Origin of the sequence: Streptomyces sp. NPDC127197, assembly GCF_042672405.1 — a bacterium.
Lineage (GTDB): Bacteria > Actinomycetota > Actinomycetes > Streptomycetales > Streptomycetaceae > Streptomyces > Streptomyces flavusporus.
In genome coordinates this window covers 71,973-96,695 of sequence record NZ_JBHXVG010000025.1, presented here as the reverse complement: position 1 = coordinate 96,695, position 24,723 = coordinate 71,973, and the positions used below count along the sequence as shown (strand labels likewise).

At 69.6% G+C, this 24,723-nt stretch carries 17 protein-coding genes and 3 pseudogenes; 7 read left to right on the top strand and 13 right to left on the bottom strand.

Annotated features, from left to right (window positions below; translation table 11 throughout):
- Positions 1 to 7 precede the first annotated feature (7 nt).
- Together ACFVJQ_RS31645 and ACFVJQ_RS31640 are read right to left on the bottom strand one after the other, a co-directional pair.
- The gene (locus ACFVJQ_RS31645) at positions 8 to 1,030 is read right to left on the bottom strand and encodes an MASE1 domain-containing protein (RefSeq protein ID WP_385788971.1); all 1,023 of its coding nucleotides are present in this window, start codon (positions 1,028 to 1,030) and stop codon (positions 8 to 10) included.
- A 92-nt stretch (positions 1,031 to 1,122) separates the two neighbouring features.
- Complete coding sequence (locus ACFVJQ_RS31640) at positions 1,123 to 2,340, bottom strand: PP2C family protein-serine/threonine phosphatase (RefSeq protein WP_385789028.1); 1,218 nt, start codon at positions 2,338 to 2,340, stop codon at positions 1,123 to 1,125.
- 438 nt (positions 2,341 to 2,778) lie between these two features.
- Here ACFVJQ_RS31640 and ACFVJQ_RS31635 point away from each other — a divergent pair, with 438 nt between their 5' ends.
- Both ACFVJQ_RS31635 and ACFVJQ_RS31630 read left to right on the top strand, forming a co-directional pair.
- Positions 2,779 to 3,516, top strand: a complete 738-nt coding sequence (locus ACFVJQ_RS31635) for a flavodoxin family protein (RefSeq protein ID WP_385513858.1) — start codon at positions 2,779 to 2,781, stop codon at positions 3,514 to 3,516.
- Positions 3,517 to 3,899: 383 nt separating this feature from the next.
- The gene (locus tag ACFVJQ_RS31630; protein WP_385788969.1) at positions 3,900 to 7,670 is read left to right on the top strand and encodes a S8 family serine peptidase; all 3,771 of its coding nucleotides are present in this window, start codon (positions 3,900 to 3,902) and stop codon (positions 7,668 to 7,670) included.
- Between the two features lie 64 nt (positions 7,671 to 7,734).
- On the opposite strand, the gene ACFVJQ_RS31625 is transcribed toward ACFVJQ_RS31630, so the two are convergent.
- Positions 7,735 to 8,736, bottom strand: a complete 1,002-nt coding sequence (locus ACFVJQ_RS31625) for a helix-turn-helix domain-containing protein (protein ID WP_385788967.1) — start codon at positions 8,734 to 8,736, stop codon at positions 7,735 to 7,737.
- A gap of 117 nt (positions 8,737 to 8,853) precedes the next feature.
- Positions 8,854 to 9,387 (bottom strand): MarR family winged helix-turn-helix transcriptional regulator, encoded by a 534-nt coding sequence (locus tag ACFVJQ_RS31620; RefSeq protein ID WP_385513861.1) that lies wholly within the window; start codon positions 9,385 to 9,387, stop codon positions 8,854 to 8,856.
- A 246-nt stretch (positions 9,388 to 9,633) separates the two neighbouring features.
- Between ACFVJQ_RS31620 and ACFVJQ_RS31615 the strand changes: the two genes are divergently transcribed.
- Positions 9,634 to 10,707: an alkene reductase gene (locus ACFVJQ_RS31615; RefSeq protein ID WP_385788965.1), complete on the top strand. Its 1,074-nt coding sequence runs from the start codon at positions 9,634 to 9,636 to the stop codon at positions 10,705 to 10,707.
- 168 nt (positions 10,708 to 10,875) lie between these two features.
- Here ACFVJQ_RS31615 and ACFVJQ_RS31610 read toward each other — a convergent pair whose 3' ends face one another.
- Positions 10,876 to 13,323, bottom strand: coding sequence for a SpoIIE family protein phosphatase (locus tag ACFVJQ_RS31610; protein WP_385788963.1), 2,448 nt, complete (start codon positions 13,321 to 13,323; stop codon positions 10,876 to 10,878).
- Between the two features lie 400 nt (positions 13,324 to 13,723).
- On the opposite strand from ACFVJQ_RS31610, the pseudogene ACFVJQ_RS31605 reads away from it, so the two are divergent.
- The 3 genes and pseudogenes from ACFVJQ_RS31605 to ACFVJQ_RS31595 form a co-directional block, all read left to right on the top strand.
- Positions 13,724 to 14,671 (top strand): annotated as a pseudogene (locus ACFVJQ_RS31605) (thiamine pyrophosphate-dependent enzyme); the annotation flags it as partial.
- A gap of 32 nt (positions 14,672 to 14,703) precedes the next feature.
- Entirely contained in the window at positions 14,704 to 16,362 is a 1,659-nt protein-coding gene (locus ACFVJQ_RS31600; protein WP_385788961.1) for an NAD-dependent malic enzyme, read from the top strand.
- 147 nt (positions 16,363 to 16,509) lie between these two features.
- Positions 16,510 to 16,896: pseudogene (locus ACFVJQ_RS31595) on the top strand (LysR family transcriptional regulator); the annotation flags it as partial.
- 83 nt (positions 16,897 to 16,979) lie between these two features.
- Here ACFVJQ_RS31595 and ACFVJQ_RS31590 read toward each other — a convergent pair.
- Positions 16,980 to 17,138: an Arc family DNA-binding protein gene (locus ACFVJQ_RS31590; protein WP_385272963.1), complete on the bottom strand. Its 159-nt coding sequence runs from the start codon at positions 17,136 to 17,138 to the stop codon at positions 16,980 to 16,982.
- A gap of 50 nt (positions 17,139 to 17,188) precedes the next feature.
- On the opposite strand from ACFVJQ_RS31590, the pseudogene ACFVJQ_RS31585 reads away from it, so the two are divergent.
- Positions 17,189 to 18,419: pseudogene (locus ACFVJQ_RS31585) on the top strand (RNA-guided endonuclease InsQ/TnpB family protein).
- An 18-nt stretch (positions 18,420 to 18,437) separates the two neighbouring features.
- Here ACFVJQ_RS31585 and ACFVJQ_RS31580 read toward each other — a convergent pair.
- From ACFVJQ_RS31580 to ACFVJQ_RS31550, 7 genes are all read right to left on the bottom strand, one after another.
- Positions 18,438 to 19,247, bottom strand: coding sequence for a CE1759 family FMN reductase (locus ACFVJQ_RS31580; protein ID WP_385788959.1), 810 nt, complete (start codon positions 19,245 to 19,247; stop codon positions 18,438 to 18,440).
- A gap of 147 nt (positions 19,248 to 19,394) precedes the next feature.
- Positions 19,395 to 20,582, bottom strand: coding sequence for a CE1758 family FMN-dependent luciferase-like monooxygenase (locus tag ACFVJQ_RS31575; RefSeq protein WP_385513930.1), 1,188 nt, complete (start codon positions 20,580 to 20,582; stop codon positions 19,395 to 19,397).
- A gap of 99 nt (positions 20,583 to 20,681) precedes the next feature.
- Positions 20,682 to 21,248, bottom strand: a complete 567-nt coding sequence (locus ACFVJQ_RS31570) for an NADPH-dependent FMN reductase (protein WP_385513866.1) — start codon at positions 21,246 to 21,248, stop codon at positions 20,682 to 20,684.
- Between the two features lie 90 nt (positions 21,249 to 21,338).
- Complete coding sequence (locus ACFVJQ_RS31565; RefSeq protein ID WP_385513867.1) at positions 21,339 to 21,716, bottom strand: DoxX family protein; 378 nt, start codon at positions 21,714 to 21,716, stop codon at positions 21,339 to 21,341.
- A gap of 137 nt (positions 21,717 to 21,853) precedes the next feature.
- Positions 21,854 to 22,585, bottom strand: coding sequence for an NADPH-dependent F420 reductase (locus ACFVJQ_RS31560; protein WP_385513868.1), 732 nt, complete (start codon positions 22,583 to 22,585; stop codon positions 21,854 to 21,856).
- 4 nt (positions 22,586 to 22,589) lie between these two features.
- On the bottom strand, positions 22,590 to 23,621 hold the full coding sequence (locus ACFVJQ_RS31555) for an LLM class flavin-dependent oxidoreductase (RefSeq protein WP_385788956.1): 1,032 nt from the start codon (positions 23,619 to 23,621) through the stop codon (positions 22,590 to 22,592).
- Positions 23,614 to 24,663, bottom strand: a complete 1,050-nt coding sequence (locus ACFVJQ_RS31550; protein WP_385513870.1) for an LLM class flavin-dependent oxidoreductase — start codon at positions 24,661 to 24,663, stop codon at positions 23,614 to 23,616. Before ACFVJQ_RS31550 ends, ACFVJQ_RS31555 begins: the two co-directional genes overlap by 8 nt.
- Between the last annotated feature and the right edge of the window lie 60 nt (positions 24,664 to 24,723).

Genomic DNA, 24,723 nt, shown 5'->3' with positions numbered 1-24,723 from the left:
CGACTGATCACGCCGGTCGTGGGGTCCGTCCGCCCTTCTTTTCCTTCTCGCCCTCGCCCTCGCCGTCGCGGAGCGTCGGGCGGCGGCGGCCGGCGGCGATCTCCGTGACCATGTCGGCGAGCTGTGCGCAGGCCCGCTCGATCTCCTTGTGGGCTTGGTTGCGTTCGCTGACCGCGGCCCCGAGCAGCAGCGCGGTCAGCGAGGCAGAGCCGTTGAACGCCTGCAGAGTGATCATGTTGGTGAGCAGGTCATGACCGGCGAACGGGCCTGCCCCTTGGGCAGCGGCGATGATCGCAAAGGTCGACACGGCCAGCGCGCAGGGCGCCGCCCCGGCCAGCTGGAAGCGGAAGGCCGCCCAGATCAGCAACGGGAAGCCGAGAAACAGCAGCGGCGTTCTGTTGACCTCGAGGAAGCCGACGCAGACAACGGCTGCCAGAAGCAGCAATCCCTCCACCCAACGCGACAGCCGCACGTTCCTCGGCCAGTGTGCCGAGCGGAGAACGAGCAAGACCGGCGCAACCACCAGGACACCCATCGCGTCACCCGTCCACCACACCGACCACGTCGGCCAGAACTCGTCGGCACTCAGCACACCGGCGAGGACCAGGGTCCCGCTGCCTGCCGTGGCACTGATGAGCATCCCGGTGAAAGCACCGAGAAAGATCAGTGCCAGCGCATCCCGCAAACGGTCCATTTCGCTCCGGAATCCCGTACGGCGGAGCAGCAGGTACGAGCCGACGGGTGCGAGGGTATTGCCCGCCACGATCGCGAGCACGGCCGGGATCGACGGCCCGAGCGAGACGTTGACCAGGAACGCGCCGAGCGCGATCCCGGGCCAGATCCGCGGGCCGCGAAGGAGCAGGCCCGCCAGGGCGACCCCGGTCGGCGGCCATAGCGGGGTGACCTGGCCGCGCACCAACTGCTGGAACAGTCCCAGCTTGGCCGAGCCGTAATACAAACCGGCAACGGCGCAGATCTCCAGAGCAGTCACACCACCGCGCCGGAGCCGTTCATGCCGCGCGACAGTCATGGGGCGACCTCCGCATCAGTCACCGAACTCCATCATCCGTCGGATCCCCCGGCTCCTCCACGGCACCGCTACGGCGTCGGCAGACTCGGGGCTCAGGCCTGCGGGGTGCGCAGGGCGAGCACGGCCATGTCGTCGTGACCGTCGCTGGGATGGTGATCGGCCAGTGCTTGAACGAACTCCTGCAAGGGCAGGGCGGCATACCCGGTGGCGAGCTCGGCGAACTCGTTCAGACTCTCGTCGATGGGATGGTCAGGATGCTCGATCAGCCCGTCGGTGAAGAAGACCACGGTGGCGCCCCGGGGCAGGAAGCGCGAGTGGTCGGGGCGGGGCTGCTCGGGGTCGACCCCGAGCGGCAGCCCGGGCTCGGCAAACAGAAATTCCGCTCCGCGCTCAGGGGTGATCAGCAGCGGTGGGACATGCCCCGCAGTGCTCCAGTGGAGTCGCCAACCCGGTTCCTCCGGTTCGATGCGCGCCAGGGTGGTGGTCGTGACGGGATTGTGCGTGATGGCCTGCAGGGTGCGGTCGAGCTGGGCAAGGATGGCGCCCGGCGGATTGCCCCGGTCGAACAGCAGAGCGCGCAGCATGTTACGGGTGGAGGCCATGGCGGCCGCGGCGTGCAGATCGTGGCCGACCACGTCACCGATGACGACGGCCACAACGTTCTCGGGCAGCGGGACGGCGTCGTACCAGTCCCCGCCGAGTCGACTGGGCTCGGCAGCGGGCCGATAGACGGCGGCGGCGGTGAAAGGCCGCAGGTCGGGCAGCGTCGGCAACAGAAGCCGCTGGAACTGCTCGGCTCCGTGCCGAACCCGTTCGAACAGGCGGACGTTCTCGATCGCGATGGCGGCGGCGCTGGCCAGGGCAACGACGACGTTCTCGTCGTGGACGTCGAAGGGCTGTTCGTCGAGCCGCTCGGAGAGGTAGAGGTCACCGTAGATCTCGCCGCGAACACTGATGGCGACGCCGAGCAAGGTGCGCAAGTGCGGGTGGCCGGGCGGGAACCCGACGGAGGACGGATGAGCCGAGATGTCGTCGACCCGCAGCGGCTCGGGGTGGCGGATCAGGTGCCCGAGAACACCCAGACCGCGAGGAAAGTCGGTCCCGGCCAGATCAGCGCGTTCCTGCTCGGACAGGCCGGCAGTGATGAACTGCTCCACGCGCTCTCCGGACTCGTCCAGTACGCCCAGCGCCCCGTAACGGGCACCGACCAGGTCCATGGCGGTGGTCACGATGCGGTGCAGCACCGCAGGCAGCTCCACCTCCCGGCTGATGGCCACCACGGCATCCAGCAGGCCCTGCAGCCGGTCCATGGCGTCGAGCAGGGAGCGCAGTTCGTCGTCGATCCGTCCCAGCTCGGCACGCAGACGCACATGCAGGTCGGGGAGGTGCGGCAACCTCGATTCTTTCCCTCCCTTCTCGCCTGCCATCACGAGCGCCTGGTCCGGCTCGCTCGGTACAGCCGAGTCGACGTCCGCACCGACACGGCCGGGCACGCCCGGCGGGCAGGACGGATCCGCTCGTACAGCCCCTCACTCGAGCGGTACATTCCGTCCTCCTGACACGATCCTGATCAATCGAGACGGCAAACGACGTAGCCGAGCGTGGACACCTATTCCATGGTGCACCGAACGTCCTCGACCTGTTCGTTCGGCGGTACTGCTGTGGTGGCAGCCGGGGCCCGGCCACAAGATGGACGGCAATGCGCCACTGTGAACGGCACGGTGGTCGGTGCTTCATGGGAGGACCGTGTGACCGCTTCGTCACCAGCTGCCGACGCAGCGCCGGGCCGTTACGACGACCTGCGCGCCCTGGTGATCAACTGCACCCTCAAGCGGTCACCGGAGCCGAGCAACACCCAGGGACTGATCGACCGCAGCACCGCCATCATGGACGCACAGGGCGTGCGGGTCGACGTCCTGCGGGCCGTCGATCACGACATCGCCACCGGCGTCTGGCCCGACATGACGGAGCACGGCTGGCAGACCGATGCGTGGCCGCAGCTGTACGAGCAGGTCATGGCGGCCGACATCCTCGTGCTGGCCGGCCCCATCTGGCTCGGTGACAACAGCTCGGTGATGAAGAAGGTGATCGAGCGCCTCTACGCCTGTTCCAGCCTGCTCAACGACAGGGGCCAGTACGCCTATTACGGACGTGTCGGCGGCTGCCTGATCACCGGGAACGAAGACGGCGTCAAGCACTGCGCCATGAACGTCCTCTACAGCATGCAGCACCTGGGATACACGATCCCTCCCCAGGCGGACGCCGGCTGGATCGGCGAGGCCGGGCCCGGCCCCTCCTATCTCGATCCCGGGTCGGGCGGCCCGCAGAACGACTTCACCAATCGCAACACCACCTTCATGACCTGGAACCTGCTGCACCTGGCCCGGGCGCTGAAGGACCTCGGCGGCATCCCCGCCTACGGCAACCAGCGCACCGCCTGGGACGCCGGCTGCCGCCGCGACTACGAGAACCCCGAGCACCGGTAGGCGTACCCCGGTCAGTGTGGTGACCCCATACGTTCACCTGGTTCGGGCTCCAGGCTTCCCGGCCGTGTTTTGCAGCTGCGTGAAGCAAAGGCAACATCGCTGATCTCGACGGCGAGGTCGGCGATCGGCGTCCACGGTGATCTCGACCTGCCCTTGCCGCACGCCTCCCCGCGGCAAGGCGTGCGCCGACGCCATGCGGGCCTGCCTCGCGTTGCTGCGCCCCCGCAACTTCCGGCCGTCGTTGCCGTGATGTGCCGCGCCGTGTCGCCATTGGGACAAGGCCCATCCCTGCCACGCGAATTGAGTGACAGGTCTCCCTTCCTGACCGGATTCTGTCCAGCGCGTGAACACCTTTTCGCGCTGAGTGGAAGGGCTTGGACCGAATGAAAAGAACCCGCCTACTGGTGGCGACGGCCTTGGGGCTCGTGCTGAGCGCCGGCGCCGTGCCACCGGTATCGGCAACGACCGGCACCGCGGATGCGGCGCCGTCCGGGGCCGCCGCCATGGGGAAGACCGCGACCGTGCGGCTGATCACCGGTGACCGGGTGACGGTCACCACGGGTGCCGCGGGCAGGAGCACAGCCTCCGTCGAGCCCGGCACCGGGCGACGGGGAGTGCTGTTCCGCACCATCGAGCAGGACGGGCATCTGTCGGTCATCCCGTCGGACGCCTCTGACCTGGTCGCCACGGGACGGCTGGACCGCGAGCTGTTCGATGTGACCGCGCTCGTCTCCCAGCAGTACGACGAGGCGCACACCGACGCGCTGCCGCTGATCGTGGAGCAGGGCAAGGGCGTGGCGGACGGCACCATGAGCCGGCTCACCCGTCTCGCCGACGACGGCGCACCCGCGCACCGGCTCGACAGCATCGGGGCGCTGTCGCTCCGGGTCGCCGAGAACGACCTCGGCACGTTCTGGAAGCAGCTGGCTTCCGGCGGTTCGGGGGACGGCGCCCGCGCCCAGGGCACGCCCAGGGTGTGGCTGGACAGCCGTGTCCGTCCGTCCCTGGACCGGAGCACCGCCCAGATCGGGACCCCCGCCGCATGGCAGGCCGGGCTGCGGGGCGAGTCCGTCAAGGTCGCGGTCCTGGACACCGGCGCCGACGCCTCCCATCCCGACCTGGCCGGCCGGATCGCCAAGGCCGAGGACTTCTCCGGCAGTTCCGGCACCGGCGACGCCTTCGGCCACGGCACCCACGTGGCGTCGATCGTCGCCGGCAGCGGCGCCGCGTCCGGCGGCACGCGCAAGGGCGTGGCACCGGACGCCGACCTGCTGATCGGCAAGGTCCTCGGCGACGACGGCTACGGCACCGAGTCCCAGGTCGTCGCCGGTATGGAGTGGGCGGCTGCCCAGGGCGCCGAGGTGGTCAACATGAGCCTGGGCTCGGAGGGCGCCAGCGACGGCCAGGACCCGATGAGCCTGGCCCTGAACGCGCTGACCGAGAGCACCGGTGCGCTCTTCGTGGTGGCGGCCGGCAACGCCGGTGAGCAGGGGCAGAGCACCGTCGGCTCGCCCGGCGCCGCGGACGCGGCCCTCACCGTCGGTGCGGTCGACCGCACCGACTCCCTCGCCTCGTTCTCCAGCCGGGGCCCGCGCGCCGGGGACAAGGCCGTCAAGCCCGATGTGACCGCGCCGGGAGTCGGGATCGTGGCGGCACGCGCGGCCGGCACGACGATGGGCAGCCCGGTCGACGCGCACCACGTTGCGGCGTCCGGTACGTCGATGGCCGCCCCGCATGTCGCGGGCGTCGCGGCCCTCCTCGCCCAGCGGCACCCGGACTGGGGCCCGGAGCGGCTGAAGGACGCGCTGGTCAGCACCTCCCGCACGGTCGTCGGCCAGAAGGTCACCGAACAGGGCGGTGGCCGCGTCGACGTCGCCGCCGCCGTGCTGGGACCGCTGACCGCCACCGGCACCGTCGCTCTCGGTACGTACGAGACCGGTGACGGCACCCCCCGCTCGACGAACGTCCGCTACACCAACCACTCCGGCGAGGACCTCACGCTCGCGCTCGACGTCCGGCTGGCCACCACCGCGGGCCGCGAGGCCGCCAAGGGCGCGGTGCGCCCCGGCACGGATTCGCTGCGGGTCGCGGCGGGCCAGACCGTCGACGTGCCCGTGACGGTCGACCCCTCCCGCCTCCAGCGGGGCGCCTACTACGGCTATGCGACCGCCACTTCCGCCGACGGCGAGGTGAAGGTCCACACCACGCTGAGCCTGCTGGTCAAGGGACCCGTCCACCGCCTGACGGTCACCACCTACGACCACAAGGGCAACCGCTCCGGCGCGCTGCCGACGATCTGGGGGACCGACGGGTTCGTCCGGTACGCCGACGAGGACCGGGGCATCGCCGAGGTCGAGGAAGGCACCTACCAGCTCGATCTTCCCTCCATCGCATCGGACGGCTCGGAGCTGCGCCATGTGATCATGCCCGAGGTGAAGGTGACCAAGGACATGGCGGTCACGTTGGACGAGCGCAAGACCACCAAGGTGGAGATCCGCACCCCGCGGCCGGCGGAACAGCGCGGCATCGTGCACTACCAGATGCACCGTGAGATCGACGGTGTCGGCCTGACGCAGGGCGTCATGTACTTCGACAGCGCCCAACGGATCTACGTCAGTCCCACCGCCGAAGTCACCGAGGGAACCTTCGAGTTCGCCTCCCGCTGGCAGCTCGTCGCACCGCTGCTCCGGGCGGAGGTCCCCGGGTCCGGCATCGACCTTCAGGCCTACTACATGCCGCAGTCCCCGCTTCTCGACGACCGCGGCCGGCGCCTGACCGCCGTCGACGCGGGTGATCTCTCTGCGCCGCGCTTCGACCGCGCCCGCGGCAAGCTCGCCGTGGTGACCAACCGCGACAACATCCACGAGCCGGACACGCTGACGAAGGCCGCCGAGGCCGGGGTCGCGGCCGTGGCCCTCGTCCACTTCAGCAACCAGCCGTGGACCCGTTGGGAGCCCGACGGCGACCGCTGGGCGCTGCCCACCGTCAGGATCGGCGCCGACGCGGGTGCCGAGCTACTGGCCCGCATCAAGGACCGCAGGACTCAGGTGCACTTCACGGGCACGGCCCGCAGTCCGTACCTGTACGACGTCATGCAGGTCTCCTCGCAGCGCATCCCCAGCAAGGTGGTGCACACCGTCACGGAGGACAACAGCGCCGTCATCCGCACGACGTACGCCGACAACGGCGGTACACCGTGGGCGTCCGAGCAGCGGTTCGCCCGCCGTCCGTACCAGGATTTCGCCTGGCTCCAGTACTCCCGGTTCGTCCCGACCGGCTTCGAGCGCACCGAGTACGTCTCCGCGGGGGACACCGCCTGGCAGCACAAGGTGCACCACGAGACCATCAGCCAGGACCGCGAACTGACGGTCGGAATGCGCAGCGCCCCGCGCACCTACCGTGCCGGTGAGCAGCTGCGGGAGACCTGGAACGGATCGGTCGTGCGTCCGTCGATCCCGCGCGGCGCCGGTCTCGCCTCCGTCCGCGACGGGAGCGTCCTCGCCCTGCGCATACCGGAGTTCACCGACTCGACGTCCGGGCACTGGTCACGCAAGCTCGAGAATTCGGGCGACGGTGGCGGCGTCGGCACGGGCGCCGGCGCCTCCCAGCAGGGCGACACGGCGAAGGCGGTCCTTTTCCGCGACGGCAAGGAGATCGCCGAGGCGGGCAGCGCCTGGACGGACTTCGAGGTACCCGCCGGGGCGGCCGACTACCGGCTGGACCTGTCGACCAGCCGGGCGTCGCAGGAGTGGGCGTACGGCACCGCGACCCAGACGTCCTGGTCGTTCCGGTCCGCGGCCGGCGGCGAGGCGAAGCTGCTCCCGCTGCTCCAGCTCGACTACGACGTTCCGGTGGACGAGCGCAACGAGGTCAAGTCCGGCCGTACGCATGCCGTTCGGCTGGCGGTCCGGGCCCAGGACGGGCTGGCCGCACCGAAGGGCGTGGTGATGAAGGTCGAGGCGTCGTACGACGACGGCCGTACCTGGAGTCGTGCCTCGCTGCGTGACAGAGGGACAGGCGCCTACGAGGCGACCGTCACACGGCCGTCCGGCGTGCGCGGCGACGCGTACGTGACGCTGCGGGTCACCGCCCGGGACGCCGCCGGCAACAGTGTGCGGCAGACCGTGACACGGGCCTACCTGCAGCAGGGCTGACAGGCCCACCGCTCAGAGGTGGTGCGGCCGGCGATGTGCGTCGGCCGCACCGCTGTTCTCCGACTCAGACCCAGTTGCGGCGCGCGGCCTGCCAGCCGAGCTGCATGCGGGTCGCGACACCGGCGATGGTCATCAGGTGCTGGATGCGGCGCTGGACGGTGCGTCTGCTGACGCCCATCTGCCCGGCGATCGACTCGTCCGTGAGGCCCGCGACCATCAGGGAGAGCAGGCGCTGGTCGTCGGCCGTCGGCGAGTCGGCATCGGACTCCAGCACGTGAGCGCCGATCCGACCCTCCGGAGTCACCCGCAGTGGAGCCCCGATCTCCCAGTACCGCTCGAACAGCGCGACAAGTGCTTCCAGCAGACTGCTGCCCCGCACGACGACCGCCGTCACCTCACGCGGGTCACCCGCCGGACCGGCCGGTGCCAACGGGCAGATCGCCAGGCACCGGTCGGCGATCGCCATCCGCAGCGGCAGCGTCGGCACAGCACGCGCGGTCTCGCCGGCCCGCACCGCCCTGACGATGTTCTCCATGCCGCCGGTGTCGTCGAAGAAGGCCTGCTCGTACAGGACCCGGTAGCTTACGCCGCGCGCCAGGGCGTCGAACTCGGCCTGGTTCGTGCCGGACGGCATGGCGACGTACTGCGCCCTGCAGAACCACAGCATCTCTTCGCGTGCGCTGTCCTGAACCTGCCGCAGCCGCTGGCGCAGCGCCCCGGCCCCGGTGACGAACTCGACCACCTCACCCGCGTCGCGGATCCAGGCGTTGCGCCGGTAGGTCTCCATCAGTTCGGACACGGCCGAGCGGGCCTTGCCGAGCTCGTCGGCGCGGCGTTCGAGCCGCGGCAGCAGGGTCACGTCGGGCGGGTTGGCGGCGAACCGTCCCGAGGCCCCCTCCACCCTGCGGGCCAGCCCCTTCTCCTCCAGCGCGCCGAGCAACCGCTCGGCGGTCCGGGTGTCGAGTCCCGTCGTCGTGGACACCTCGCCCGCCGACGCCGTGACGGCGACGACCAGCGCGCGGTACACATCCGTCTCGGCGACCGACAGCCCCACCGACTCCAGCATGTTTCCCTCCCCAGCCCCTTGCCGGCACGGACTGCTCGCGCACCACTTCAAAGGCAACGAGGGACTCTACGCCGAAGCTGTGCCGGAGATCGACCACTGGCTGCGCGGTGCGGTCCCTCAGGCGTGCTGCGCCGTGGCCGTGGCCCGCGCCAGGTTGTCTTCGATCCGGGCCAGGACCTCGAGGGCTTCGGCCTGTTCGTCAGGGGTCAGTCCGTCGACGACGCTGGCCTCGAGATCGAGCCACACGCGCTCCACCTCGTGCCGCAGGGCATTGCTGGCGGCCGTGGGTTCGACGATGGTGACCCGCTTGTCGCTGGGGGAGGGGCGGCGGCGGACGAAGCCCGCGTTCTCCAGGCGTTGAATCGTGCGGGTCATCGTGGCGGCGTCCGAGCCGACCAGGCGGACGAGGTCGGTCTGGCGCTGGGGGCCACGGTCCCACAGCTGCAGCATGACCAGTTCCTGGCCGACATGGAGGCCGACGCGGCGCAGCAGCTGCCCGGCGAGCATGCGGTGCAGGCGCGCCACGCGGAAGATCGCGTGACTGACGGTGCGGGCGGCGACGGAACACGGCAGCGGCGTGGGTGCGTCCGCCGACGCCGTGGTCTCGGCTGCGTCGGACCGACTGGTGCCCGTGCTTTCCGGCTGGCTCATGTCTTCCTCGTTGTGCGGTCTGAAGTTGGTTGAGCAAGGAAAGGTTACCGCTCCGCTGTGAACCCGAGGGTTGTGGGGGGCGGCCCGTGTTGGCAGGGCGTAGGAGGGGCGAGGTGACGTGGATCACTGGCGCGGCGGGATCGATTCATGCGGTTTACTTGTTCGGACAGTAAACGGCGCGATCAGCGCTCATCCGTCATGGGCTGCCGGAAAGGGTGGCCCGCTCTGAGACAAGGAATGTGATTCATGTCGACGGCCTTCCAGCCCTACGACCTCAATGGCAAGCGCCTGGCCAACCGCATCGTGATGGCTCCGATGACCCGCAGCCGTGCGTACGGGGATGGGCAGTGCGCGACCGACCTGATGGCCACCTACTACGCGCAGCGGGCGAGTGCCGGTCTGATCGTCACGGAGGGCGTCCAGCCGTCGGTGGTCGGCCAGGGCTACCCGGACACGCCGGGTGTCCACTCCGCTGAGCAGGTCGCGGCCTGGCGCAAGGCGACCGACGCCGTGCACGCCGAGGGCGGTGTGATCTACCTGCAGCTGATGCACACCGGCCGGGTGGGCCACCCGAGCCTGATGGGTCTGCAGCCGGTCGGCCCGTCCGCGGTCGCGGCCAAGGGGCAGGTCTACACGCACGAGGGCCCGAAGGACTTCGTGACGCCGAGGGAGCTCACCGAGGCTGAGATCCTCGAGACGATCGCCGACTACGCCTCGGCCGCGCGCAACGCGATCGAGGCCGGCTTCGACGGCGTGGAGCTGCACGGCGCCAACGGCTACCTCATCCACCAGTTCCTCGCCCCGAACTCCAACCAGCGCACCGACGGTTGGGGTGGTTCGCCGGAGGCCCGGATCCGGTTCGCCGTGGAGACCGCCAAGGCCGTCGCCGAGGCCATCGGCGCGGACAAGACCGGCTTCCGCCTCTCTCCCGGAGTGCCCCTGCAGGACATCGACGAGTCCGACCCGGCGGACCGGGAAGAGACCTACACCGCGCTGGTAGACGCGCTCGCCCCGCTGAACCTGGCCTACCTGCACCAGATGGAGGTCCCCGGGATCCGCGACCTGACTGTCCGCCTGCGCAAGCAGTGGCCGGCCACCTACATCCTCAACCCCGCCACCGCCCCGCGCCCCACGGGCCCGGAGGAGCTGCAGCTGATCGAGGACGGCATCGCCGACCTGATCGCCTACGGCAGCCTGTTCCTGGCCAACCCCGACCTGCCCAAGCGGCTCGCCGCCGGCGGCCCGTTCAACACCCCGGACCCCACCACCTTCTACGGCGGTGACCACCGCGGCTACACCGACTATCCGACCCGCGGCTGACCTTCGGCCGCCAGGCCTGTACGAGTGCGCCCGGCCGGGTGGCTGGCCGGGCGCACTGCGGCGTCATTAGTTGTTCGAACAGTTCACGGACTCGTCCTCGAAGAGTATGAAAAAAAGAGGACACCTCGACGAATCGCGTGCATCAGCCCAACTCCCTTTCTGGAACGCTCAGGTCGGCGGCAACCCGGATGAGCGCACGGCAGTAGCCGATGTGCCGCCCGTTACCGGTACACGCTCCTCTGGTGTGGGGATGAGTTGCTCTGCCCAGATGGTCTTGCCCTCGCGGATGTAGCGGGTGCCCCATCGCTGGGTGAGTTCGGCGACCATGTACAGGCCGCGGCCGCCCTCGTCGTAGACGCGGGCGCGGCGCAGGTGGGGGCTGGTGCTGCTGCCGTCGGAGACCTCGCAGATCAGCGTCTCGTCTTTGATCAGGGTCAGGCGGATCGGGCCGCTGGCGTGCCGGATGGCGTTGGTGACCAGTTCGCTGACGATGAGTTCCGTGATGAACGCGGCCTCTTCCAGCCCCCAGGCGGCCAGTTGGTCGCCCGCGCGTCGGCGTGCCTGGGCGACGGCCGCGGGGTCGACGGGGATGTCCCAGGAGGCGACGTGGTCCTCGTCGAGGATGTGGGTGCGTGCCAGGAGCAGGGCGATGTCGTCGGTGTGCGGTTCGGGGTGCAGTGCGTCCAGGACGGCGTCGCACAGCGTGTCGAGCGAGGAGGTGGGCTGGGCGAGAGCACGGCGCAGCGTGGAGAGTCGTTCGTCGATGTCGTGGTCGCGGCCGGTGACGAGGCCGTCGGTGAACAGGGCCAGCAGGCTGCCTTCGGGCAGGGTCATCTCGGTCGCCTCGAAGGGCAGGCTGCCCAGGCCCAGCGGGGGCCCGAGGGGCAGGTCGACGACGGTGCTGGTGCCGTCCGGGTGGACCAGCAAGGGGGCGGGGTGGCCGGCGCGGGCCAGGGTGCAGGTGCCGGGGAGCGGGTCGTAGACGGCATACAGGCAACGGGCGCCGACATCGCCGGGGATATCACCGGTGGCATCCGCCCCTTGCTCGTCGTCGGTGTGGCTGACGATGTCGTCCAGGTGGGTGAGGAGTTCGTCGGGTGGCAGGTCGATGTCGGCGAGGGTGCGCACCGCGGTGCGGAGCCTGCCCATGGTGGCCGAGGCGTTGATGCCGTGGCCGACGACGTCGCCGACCACCAGGCCGATGCGCGCGCCGGGCAGGTCGATCACGTCGAACCAGTCGCCGCCGGCCTGGGCGCCGCCGCCGGCGGGCAGGTAGCGGGCGGCCGTCTCGGCTGCCTGGTGCTCCGTCAGGCCGTGAGGGAGCAAGGCGCGCTGCAGCGCCAGCGCGATGTCGCGCTCGTGGGTGAACCGGCGGGCGTTGTCCAGGCAGATCGCGGCCCGGGCGACCAGGTCCTCCGTGACGGCGAGACAGTCGGGGCCGAAGCGGTCACGGGTCGTGGCGCACCTGACGAACAGGGCCGCGCCGAGGATGGCGCCGCGGGCGCGGATGGGCACCGCGATCAGCGAGTGCGCCCCGCACGCGCGGGCCTGCGCCCCCTGGGCGGGATCCTCGGTGAACCAGCGGACGACCTCGGGATCCGCGAGGCGGTGCAGTACCGCCCGGCCCGTGGCCAGGCACCGGGCGATGGGCGAGGAGGCCGGATGGCGGCTGATCTCACCCGGAGCGAGGCGGTCCCAGGCGATGCGGGACGCAGTCTGCAGCGCCGCCCTGCGCAGCTGGACCGGGCCGGTGAGGACGGGTGCGGGCAGGTCACCTCGGGAGACGGGCTCGAGCAGGTCGACCGCGACGACGTCGGCGAAGCGGGGCACGGCGACCTCGGCGAGCTCCTGGGCGGTGCCGGCCACCTCCAGGCTGGTGCCGATCCGGGTGCGGGCCTCGCTCAGCAGCGCGAGCCGTTCCCGGGAGTCGTACTGCTGGGAGTAGTCGGACGCTGCCAGGCCCGCCCCCTGCGTCCGGCCGGCCGCGTCCCTGAGCGGGAAGACGTCTATGGCCCAGGCGTGCGCCCTCGGCTCGCCCGGCGCTCGGACGAAGGGCTCGAAGGACTCCGGCTTCCCGCTCTCGAGCACCCGGAAGATCCGCCGCTCGATGTTCTCGTACGCTTCCGGGTGGAGGAACTCGGTGAGGAACTTCCCACGGACTTCCTCCTCGCCGTTGTATCCGCTGATCCGGGTCATCGCCAGGTTCATCTGCTGCAGCCGGGCCTCGCGGTCGTACAGTGCGAAGGGGGTGGGGAGATGGTCGAACGCGCACTGCACCAGTGCGTCACCCGCGGGCTGCTCTGCGCTGTTCGCCCGGCGCTGTGCCGTCAGCAGGAACCCTGTCTCCCCCTCGGCGTCCAGCAGTGGACGCAGGTGCACCTGGACATCCAGCGGGTGGCCGTCGCGGTGCAGGACCGTGTCGTCGGCCGAGAGTAGATCGGTCACCGGCCTGCCGATGATATCCGCCGCGGTGTATCCGAGCAGTTCCTCCGCCTCGCTGCTCCAGCAGGTCACCCGGCCGTCCCGGTCCGTCACCGCGACGGTCGCGGCCATGTCCGCATCAGCGCTGGTCAGCCGGCAAGCGCGCCGGTCGACCAGCTTGCGGAATCCGTCCATGGCGCCTTCCTGAACTCTCCTGCCGCAGGTGCAGGCACCATCCACGATGGTCCTGGGGCCACCGGATGGCAAGGCGAGCGGAGCGGGTAGGTGCTCGGCCACCTCACCTGCGCCTTTACCCCAGTGCGCATGGTCCGAGCCGTTCACTGAGAGGGCGGTCGGGATGCGGGGCGCTACCGGGGCAGGAAGAGGGCCAGGAGCAGGCCGACGGCCATGGCAGCGGTTGCGATCAGGAAGGAGACGCGGAAACCGTGCATGGTCGGGGTCTCGATACCGCCAACGGTGTCCGCGGTGGTCGCGAGGACCGGGCAGCGAGGAGTAGGCGAGGCCGAGGCCCACACCGAGCATCACCGAGGCGCTGTGAGCTGCAAGGGTGAGCGTCACGTCGAAGTTGTCCAAGCACGACGCCGACCTGGTCGTCCTGCTGGGCACCGACTTCCCGTACAACGACTTCCTGCCGCAGGCGCGCACCGTGCAGATCGACCACGACGCAGGCCACCTCGGCCGCCGTACGGTGCTGGAACTCGGTGTCCACGACGACGTACGGGAGACGTTGCGCGCGGTGCTGCCGCTGGTTGAGGCGAAGCGGGACCGCTCCTATCTGGACCGCATGCTGCGCAAGCACGCCAAGTCCCTGGAGACGGTGGTCTCCGCCTACACCCGCAACGTCGAGCGGCACATCCCGATCCACCCCGAGTACGCGGCCTCGGTCCTGGACGAACTTGCCGCCGACGACGCCGTGTTCACCGTCGACACCGGGATGTCCAACGTCTGGGCGGCGCGCTATCTGATCCCCAACGGGCGGCGCCGGGTGATCGGTTCGTTCCTGCACGGCACGATGGCCAGCGCGCTGCCGCACGCCATCGGCGCGCAGTTCGCCGACCGCGGCCGCCAGGTGATTTCGATGTCGGGCGACGGCGGACTCGGCATGCTGATGGGCGAGCTGCTCACGGTGAAGTTGCACGACCTGCCGGTGAAGACGATTGTGTTCAACAACTCCTCGCTCGGCATGGTGAAGCTGGAGATGCTGGTCGAAGGCCTGCCCGATCACGAGACCGACCACGGGCCGGTGGACTACGCGGCGATCGCCCGCGGCGCGGGCATCGAGGCGATCCGCATCGAACGGCCCGAGGACGTCGTCGAGAGCCTCAAGCAGGCGCTCGCCCACGACGGACCGTTCCTGGTCGACCTGGTGACCGACCCCAACGCGCTGTCGATCCCGCCGCACATCTCGGCCGGTCAAGTGAAGGCGTTCGCCTTCGCGGCGGGCCGGATCGTGCTCGACGGGGGCGTCGGCAAGATGCTCGACCTGGCGCGCGCCAACCTGCGCAACGTCCCCCGTCCCTGACACCCGTCCACCCAGCCCATCCGAGGAACGTCATGACATCGACCAACCCAGCCCGCGCCCACGGGGCGGCCCTGCTCGCCGATCCACTGCTCAACAAGGGAACCGCCTTCAGCCCGCAGGAGCGTGCCGAACTCGGCCTGGACGGGTTGCTGCCGCCGGCGACGGAGACGCTTCAGGAGCAGGCGGACCGTGCGTACGAGGCGTTCCTCGCGTACGACAAGCCGCTCAACCGGCACATCTACCTGCGGCAGCTGCAGGACACCAACGAGGTGCTCTTCTACCACCTGCTCACCCGGCATCCGGAGGAGCTGCTGCCGATCGTCTACACCCCGACGGTCGGCGAGGCCTGCCGCCGCTTCAGCGAGATCTACCGCAGGCCACGCGGTCTGTTCCTTACCTACGAGGACCGGCACCGCTTCCGCGAGATCCTGCGCAACCGACCCAACCGCGAGGTCGACGTCATCGTCGTCACCGACGGCCAGCGCATCCTGGGCCTGGGCGACCAGGGCGTCGGCGGCATGGGCATCCCGATCGGCAAGCTCAGCCTCTACACCGCCATCGGCGGCATCCACCCGGCGCGCACCCTGCCGATCCTGCTCGACGTCGGCACCGACAACGAGGTACTGCTGGCCAGCGAGCACTACCTCGGCCGCAGGCGGCACCGTGTCACCGGTGCCGAGTACGACGAAATGATCGAGGCGTTCGTCTCCGCCGTGGAGGCCGAACTCCCCGGGACCCTGCTGCAGTGGGAGGATTTCGCGACCGCCCACGCCCGTCCGATCCTCGGCCGCTACCAGGACCGGCTGCTGACCTTCAACGACGACATCCAGGGCACCGCGGCCGTGGCGCTCGGTGCGCTGAGCACCGCCACGAAGGTCGCCGGATCACGGCTGACCGACCACCGCATCGTGGTCCTGGGCGCGGGATCGGCGGCGATCGGGGTCGTCGACATGATCCGCACGGCACTCGTCGACGAAGGCCTCTCCCAGCAGCAGGCGGCCGACCGCTTCTGGCTCGTCGACGTGGACGGCCTGCTGGTGCGCTCCCGCAGCGACCTCACGCCCGAGCAGCGGGTCTACGCGCGCGACGACGCGGAGGTACGGGAGTGGGGCGCGGGTGCGCCCGATCTGGCTCGGGTCGTGGGCGAGGTGAAGCCGACGGTGCTGATCGGGTTGTCCACGGCGTACGGCGCGTTCACCGAGGAGATCGTGCGGACGATGGCCGACACTGTTGACCGGCCGGTGATCCTTCCGCTGTCCAACCCGACCTCGCACTCCGAGGCCGACCCGGCCGACATCGCCCGCTGGACCGACGGCCGGGCGTTGGTCGCCGCCGGTTCGCCCTTCCCGCCGCTGAAGCTGGACGGGCGCGAAGTGCCGGTCGCGCAGGCCAACAACGTCTACGTCTTCCCCGCCGTCGGGCTGGCCGTGGCCGCCTGCCGGGCCTCCCGGGTGACCGACCGCATGATGGTGGCGGCGGCGCGGGCCGTGGGGGAGTGCGCGGTGCGAGCGGGCTCCGACGGGGTGACCCCGCTGCTGCCCCCGCTGGTGGGCATGCGGGACGCAGCCCGCGAGATCGCGCTGGCCGTGGCGCTGGCCGCGGTCGAGGACGGCGTCGCACCCGAGGCCACGGAGGCCGAGCTGCGTGCCGCGATCTCGGCGGCGCAGTGGACACCGCGGTACGCGTCCTGACCGATGTGTCGTGCACGCCTTGCTGCATCGCCGTAGGACGGAGGCCCGTAGGGGTCGAGGCATACATTGCGTCTGCCTACACCGGGGGCGGCGCCCGGCAGGCCGGCAGCCCCGGCCGTACCCCGGGTCCTGACGGAGAATCCCGACATGGACATCCGGCAGCTCGAGTACTTCCTCGCGATCGTGGACCACGGCGGTTTCAACCGGGCGGCCTCGGCGCTGTACGTCTCGCAGCCGGCGCTGTCGCAGACGGTGCGGTCGCTGGAGCGGGATCTGGGCGCCGCCCTGTTCCACCGCATCGGCAAGCGGGCCGTCCTCACGGAGGCGGGAACGGCACTGATCGAACCCGCCCGCGCGGCCGTACGCAGCATGGAGACCGCGCGGGCCAGCGTCGATGCCGTCCAGGAACTCCGCACCGGCAGGCTCGACATCGCCGCGATGCCGTCCCCGGCCGTCGAACCGCTCACCTCGCTGGTCAGCGGCTTCAGCAGAAGCCATCCCGGGGTGCAGGTGCGCGTCCGGGCCGCCTTCACCGGAATCTTCCGAGGATGCCCCGGCCTTCAGGCCGGGGAGGAATCGGACTCCTGCGGAGCAGGGCAGGGAAAGGCGAATCGCCTTCAGGGCGATTCGCCGTCTGCCTCAGCAGCGTCGCGCTCGACCTCCAGGCGGTACACGATCTCGGAGTTGAGAGACCTGCGGGCTGACTTGGCCTGAGCGACCAGCCATTCGTGGAGGTCGACGGGCAGGCGCAGCGTGATACGTGTTGTCTCATCCATGACTCCAGACTAGTTGCTTGATGGCGCCTGAGGAGTGGTAGCGTGACACCATGACGACGCGGCAGAGGGCCGAGGATGCCGGGCACGCCCGGTACACCTACCGGCTGCGTGTGTCGTCGACCGCCCGCACCACCCTCATGGCGGAGTGGGACCGGTGCCGGTGGATCTGGAACGAGTGCGTAGCCAAGTCGAAACAGACCCACGCCCGCAATCAGGAGCGGCCCGAGGCCGCCGAGAAGCTGACCTGCGGCCCGGCGCAGCTGGACAAGATGCTGACCGAGGCCCGCACCTGTACGCCATGGCTGGCCGAGGGCTCGTCGGTGCCGCAGCAGCAGCTCATCCGGGACTTCGGCCGTTCCCGCGCGAAGGCACAGAAGGACATCAAGGACCGGCTGCCGAGGCACCGCCGGGCCGGGATGCCGAAGTACAAGAAGAAGCGCGAGGCGCTGCCCACGCTGAACTACACCAAGCGCGGGTTCCGGCTCAAGGACGGCCGTCTGCACCTGGCAGGCGGCATCGTCGTGACGGTGGTGTGGTGCCGCGAGTTGCCCGCCGACCCCACCTCGGTACGCGTGTACCAGGACAGCATCGGCCACTGGTACGCCTCGTTCGTCGTCGCCACCGAGGTGCAGCCGTTGCGCGAGACCGGCAGGGTCCTCGGCGTGGACTGGGGCGTGAAGGAGACCGCGACCACCACCTCCGACGCACACGACCTCCCCCCATGCCCAGCACGGGAAGAAGGCCCAGGCCACGCTGAGCCGGTACGACCGGATGATGGCCCGCCGCAAACCGAAGAAAGGCCAAGCCGCCTCCAAGGGCTACCGGGAGGCGAAAAGGTGGCGTGCGAAGACCTACGCGAAGATCGCACGGCAGAGACAGGACACCGGCCGCAAGTGGGCCAAGCGCGTCGTGACCGACCACGACGCCATCGCTGTCGAGGACTTCAAGCCGAAGTTCCTCGCCAAGTCCTCGATGGCCCGCAAGGCCGCTGACGCCGCGATCGGCGCCACCAAGCAGGCCCTGATCGAGATGGGCCGCAAGCACGGGCGGGACGTCCGCCTCGTGCACCCCACGCACACCACGATGGACTGCGCATCATGCGGAGCGAGAACCAAGCACGCACTGCCGCTGTCCGAGCGCACCTACACCTGCACCGCGTGCGGTGTCGTCTCTGCCAGGGACAAGAACTCCGCACGTGTGATGCTCGTCCGGGCAGGTCTCAACCCGGCTGGTGTCGAGGGCATAAGACCTCCGGAAGCGCCGCTCCCAGAGGCAGCCTGAGCCAGGAATCCCCTCCCTTCAGGGAGGGGAGGATTCAAGCCCCAGGACGTCATCGACATGGTGCGCACGGGAACCGGCGAGCTGGGGCTGCTGCCCACACGCCGTACCGCGGTGACGGTCACCGGCCGCAGGATCGGCAGATCGGTCGCCTGCTCGAAAGCGGCGAAGTAACGCGGCACCGCCAGGCGACTGGGCTCGTCGGGGTCGACGGGCGGTTGGGGGAAGTCGGGCAGGTCGAAGATGCCGTTCACTGTCGGCGATCTGCCGGCCGGCTCCGCTGCGCAGCATGACGGAGAGCTCCTGTGCGGCTCGGGCGATGCGCTTGCCCAGGTCGGTCGATCCCCAGTCCTCGGGTGCGGCATACAGGGAGGTCGGCATCGGGATCGCCCGGAGGAACGCGAACAACGGCCGGAGCTGTTCGTCGACGACCATGGCGTGTCGTGCGCTGCCGCCCGTCGCGGCGAGGACGATCGGTTTGGCGATGAGAAGGTCGTTGTCGATCAGGTCGGCGAACGACTTGAACAGGCCGCTGACACCCGCCTTGTAGACCGGGGTGGCGGCGATGACCGCGTCGGCGGAGGCGAGCAGCTCCATGGCCGACTGCACCGCCGGATTGAGCATGCCGGAGGCGATGCCCTGCGCGATGTCCGTGGCGAGAGGGCCGAGGCCGATTGAGCGCACGGTCGCCGTCGTGCCGGACGCCCGGAGGGTGTCGACCGTCTTCTGGGCGATACGGTCGGCGAGCAGCCGGGGCGAGGAGGGGTCGCTGACGCCGGCGTCGACGACGGCGATCGTCACCGGTGTCGCGGCGGGGGTGAGGTCGCTCATGCGGTGTTCCTTGTGGGGATCCTCGAGGGTGCTTTCGGGCGGTGGTGGCCGGGGACGCGGCGACCGGCGCGGGGTCGCGCGCGAGGGTCGCCTGGGCCCGGAACATTGCCTCCGGTGCTTCGTTCGCCAGGCGGGTGGTGGCGGTCATCAGAACGCCGTCGGGAAGCTGGCTTGGACGGCCGGGTTGCTGTCCTGGTACGGCGAGGTGCCTGACAGGTTGTCGCCCCGGTTCGGGTTCGGACGCGGCTGACGCGGCTCGGCGTCGCCGTACTTCGCCTTGACCAGGGAAGCGTGCGTCGGAGCGTCCGGGACGCCGGGCTTACGGCGGGCGGCCATCTCCTTGCGCAGCACGGGCACGACCTCGGTGCCCAGAAGTTCGACCTGCTCCAGTGCCATGTCGACCGGCAGGCCGAGGGCGTCGACCGCGAAGAGCTGGCGCTGGTAGTCCCCGAAGCCCTCCTGGAAGGTGAGGACCTTCTCGATCACTTGCTGTGGGCTGCCTACGGTCAGGGGTGTGGCGGCCATGATGTCCTCCAACTTCGAGCCGCGGAAGACGGGGTAGTTCTCGAAGTAGGGGCGGTAGGTGTTGACCGCGTCCTGGGACCGCTTGGCGATGAACGCCTGTCCACCGAGCCCGACGATCGCCTGCTCCGCCGTGCCGTGGCCGTAGTGCTCGAACCGCTTCCGGTACAGGTCGACCAGCGGCTTGAAGTGGAAGTTCGGCGCCAGGATGTGGTTGGCGAAGAACCCGTTGCCGTAGTACGCCGCCTGCTCGGCGGTCTCCGGCGTGCGGATCGAGCCGTGCCACACGAACGGTGGCACGTCGTCGAGCGGGCGCGGGGTCGAGGTGAAGCCCTGCAACGGGGTGCGGAACCGGCCCTCCCAGTCCACGACGTCCTCGCGCCACAACCGGTGCAGCAGGTTGTAGTTCTCCAGCGACAGCGCCACGCCCTCACGGATGTCCTTGCCGAACCAGGGATAGACCGGGACCGTGTTTCCGCGCCCGAGCATCAGGTCCAGGCGTCCCTTGGCGACATGCTGCACCATCGCGTAGTCCTCGGCGATCTTCACCGGATCGTTGGTGGTGATCAGCGTGACAGCCGTGCTCAGGATGATCCGCTCGGTCAGAGCAGCGATGTGGGCGAGCAGGGCCGGCGGAGAGGACATCACGAACGGTGGGTTGTGATGCTCTCCCAACGCGAACACGTCGAGGCCGACCTCGTCGGCGCGCTGGGCGATTTTGATCAGGTTGCTGATCCGCTCAGCCTCGCTCTGGGTGTGACCGGTGGTCGGATCCGGTGAGATGTCACCGACACCGAAGATGCCGAACTGCATCATGCAACTCCTTGGGTCAACAAGTTGACGCATCATCAGACGGATGCCGGGCCCGGTGGCACCGGGCCCGGCATGGGGAGGGGTTACACCTCAGGGGACTCAGGCGGTCGCAGAGCGGAGCGGCGCCAGGGCTCCGCTCCAGGCGACGACCTGGTCGAGCATCGTGCCGACGGCCTGCACGTTGTACTCGCCGGGCTTGAGGACGCTGAAGTTCTCGAACTCGGTCATCAGCGACAGCGCCACCTGCTGGCGCACGTCGGCCATCTGGAGCTCGCCGACGACCAGTCGCAGGTGCTCCACGGCGCGGGCGCCGCCGACGCCGCCGTACGACACGAAGCCGACCGCCTTGTTGTTCCACTCCGTGTACAGGTAGTCGATGGCGTTCTTGAGCACGCCGGAGGTGCTGTGGTTGTACTCGGGGGTGACGAAGACGAACCCGTCGAAGGAGGCGATCTTGTCCGCCCACTTCTTCGTGTGCTCGTTCTGGTACTGGCCCATCGACGGAGGCAGCGGCTCGTCCAGGTGGGGCAGCGGGAAGTCGCGCAGGTCGACGAGCTCGAACTCGGCGTCGCTGCGGCGGGAGGCGATGTCGTAGACCCACTTGGCGACCTGCTCGCCGTTGCGGTTGGGGCGGGTGCTGCCGAGGATGATGCCGATCCTGGTCATGGAAATTTCCTTAACAGTGTGGTGGATTGTGCTGTCCTGAACGGATGTTCAGGAAGTGTGAGGGAGGTGTTGGGCGGGGACCGGTTGCCGTCAGAAGGCGTGCGGCCCGAACCGGCCCCAGGCCACGAATACGGAAAGGCCGAGGAGGATTATGTTGACGACGACCGACTGGGCCTCCCCGCGCCGCATATGCGTGATACCAGCGCCGAACATGGTCAGTGCCAGGCCGGAAGCGGCCAGCGGAACCAGATCCGGGGCGATGTCCACCGCCGCGGGCAGAATCAATCCGAGCGCGCCGAGGACCTCGAGGAGGCCGATCGTCTTGATCACGCTCGGCGAGAAGTCCTCGGCCCAGCCCATGGACGGTGAGGCGAGGAGCTTCTCCTTCGGCTGGGCGAGCTTGGCAGCGCCGGCGCCGAGAAACACCAGAGCGAGCAGGGTCGCGACAGCCCACAGGGTGACGTTCACAGATACCTCTTGTGATCGGGTTGTGCGGACTCGCCCTGGCGGCCCCGCAGCGAATTGCTTGATGCGTCACTTAAATTAGCGGAAGGTCGATGACGTATCAACTTTGGGTCGGGATCGTGTGCCCTGGAAGTGAGCGGTCAGGCCCCGTCTGTGGTCGATGCCGAGGCAGCGGCCCGCGCGTCGGCAACAATTCGCCCACGCTCCGATTCCGGGAAGCGGTCGAGCATCGCGCGCAGTTCCCCGGCGTCGACGTTGGCGCCGAAGGGCTCGGTGCCCGGTTCGAGCCGTACCCCTGCGGCGAGGGGGCCAGCCATCACGGGGTCGAAGCCGAAGTCGCCGACGAGGCGCGCGACGGTCATGAGGTCGTCGGGATCGTCACCGGCGATCGCGATCGCCTTGCGGCCACGGATTCCTGTGGGTCGGGCCTCGTCCTCGAGGTCGTGGTAGCCCATGTGGTTGAACGCCTTGACCACGCGTGCTCCGTGCAGGAATTGCTGCACGATCTCGCTCGACGAGGTGCGGGGGTCGGTGAGGTCCTCGCGGATGCCGTCGACCTCCCACCAGTAGTTCATCGCGTCGATGACGAGCTTGCCCTCCAGCGCATCTGCCGGAATGGTGCGGTACTTGCCGAGGGGGAGGGCCAGGACCGCGATGTCTGCCTTCGCCGCGGCCTCCGCCGCGGTGACCGGGACCGCGCCGGGGGTGAGGACCTCGACGGTGAGGGCGATCTTGGCGGGATCGCCCGATCCGGCGATGAGGACGCGGTAGCCGGCCGCCAGGGCCAGTCGCGCCAGCACGGTGCCGACCTTCCCCGCGCCCAGGATGCCGACCGTGCGCACGCCCGTGGAGTCCATGTCTTCTCCGTTCATGGCGTCAGCCTGCGAGGATGTCGCGGACCATCGGGACGACCTTCGTGCCGTACAGCTCGACGGCGCGCAGCCGTGCGCTGACCGGCTGCGCCCCCGTGGTGTAGATGAGGTCGAACCGGCCGACGCCGAGCGCCTTGATGGCGCGCGCCATCTTGCGGGCGACCGTCTCGGGCGAGCCGATGTACAGGGAGCCGCGCTCGATCTCGGCCTCGTACTCCTCCTTGCGGACCGGCGGCCAGCCTCGCAGCGCGCCGATGCGGTCACGCATGACCTTGTAGTGCGGCCAGTGCACCTCGCGGGCTTCCGCGTCCGTGCCGGCGATGAAGCCGGGCGAGTGCATCCCGACCGGATGAGCGGTCGTGCCGAACTTGTCGGTGGCGCGCTCGTAGAGGTCGATGTAGGGCGCGAAGCGTTCCGGGCTGCCGCCGATGATGGCGATCATGAGCGGGAACCCGTAGTGCGCGGTGCGGATGACCGACTGGGGCGAACCGCCGACACCGACCCACGTGGTCAGGTGTCCGGACTCGGTCTTGGGGAAGACGTCGGCGTTCTCCAGCGGAGCCCGCTTGGTGCCGCTCCAGGTGACCGGCTTCTCCTCCAGCAGCTTGGCGAAGAGCTCGAGCTTCTCCTCGAACAGCACGTCGTAGTCGCTCAGGTCGTATCCGAAGAGCGGGAACGACTCGGTGAAGGAGCCGCGCCCGAGGATCACCTCGGCCCGGCCGTTCGACAGTGCGTCCACGGTCGAGAACCGCTGGAAGACGCGGACGGGATCGTCGGAGCTCAGCACGGTCACGCCGGAAGCGAGACGGATGCGGTCGGTGCGCGTGGCGATGCCGGCGAGGACGGTCTCTGGAGTGGAGATCGCGAACTCCGGGCGGTGGTGCTCACCGAGGGCGAGGACGTCGACACCGACCTCCTCCGCGAGAACGGCCTCGTCGACGACCTGCCGGATGGCCCGCGCGTCGGACACCGGGTTACCGGAGTCGTCTTCCGGCACATCGCCGAACGTGTCCAGGCCGAAGACGAGATCAGACATGAGTGGGCTCCTTCGCAAGCAGTTCCCGCACCCGCGGGGCGACTTCGCGGCCCAGTAGCTCGATCGTGCGGGCACGGGCTTCGCGGGGCAGGTTCATGACGTCGTATTTGAGGTCGAAACGGTTCAGATGCAGATCGCGGGCCATGGTGGCGATCTTGCGGGCGACGGTCTCGGGGGAGCCGACGAAGAGGGCGCCCGTCTCGATCTCCGCCGCGTAGCGTTCGCGGGTCGGCTTGTAGAACCCTCGTTCCTCCGCGAGTCGGGTCACGACCGGCTGCCAGTACTGCCACCAGATCTCGGCGGCCTCCTCGTCGGTGTCCGCGATGAGACCCAGCGAGTGCTGACCGACCGGTTGCCTGGGGTGCCCGAGCTGGTCGAGGGAGCGGTGGTAGAGGTCGACGAGGCCGGCGAAGCGCTGGGGGCGGCCGCCGATGACGGCCATCATGAGCGGCAGGCCGTAGCGGGCGGCGCGGACCGCGGAGTTCGGACTGCCGCCGACACCGATCCACGTGGGGATGCCACCGGGCGGCATCCGGGGATGCAGCCGCTGCTCGATGAGCGGAGCCCGGACCTTCCCCGACCAGGTCACTGCCTCCTCGCGCTGAAGGCGCATGAACAGGTCGAGCTTCTCCTCGAACAGCTCCTCGTAGTCCGCGAGGTCATAGCCGAAGAGGGGGAACGATTCGGTGGCCGATGCCCGCCCCAGTACGAGCTGGGCCCGGCCGTTCGAGACGGCGTCCAGAGTGGAGAACTCGTGGTAAAGCCGCACGGGATCGTTGGTGCTCAGCACGGTCACCGAGGTGCCGAGCCCGATACGTTCCGTCGCGGTGGCGATCGCGGCGAGCAGCACGGGCGTGGCGCTGTCGTTGTGGCCCTCGCGGTAGTGCTCGCCGACGCTGAACACGTCGAGCCCCACCGCTTCGGCGAGCTTCGCCTCCTCGACGAGCAGCCGAACGGTCTCGGCATCGCTCAGTGTGCGGCCGTGATCGGTCGCGACCTCGCCGAACGAGTTGAGGCCCAGTTCGAAGTCTGTGGCCGTCATGGGCTTCTCCTGTCCCGCTACCAGGTGGCCGAATGGCCGCCGGGGTGGTTGACACATCAA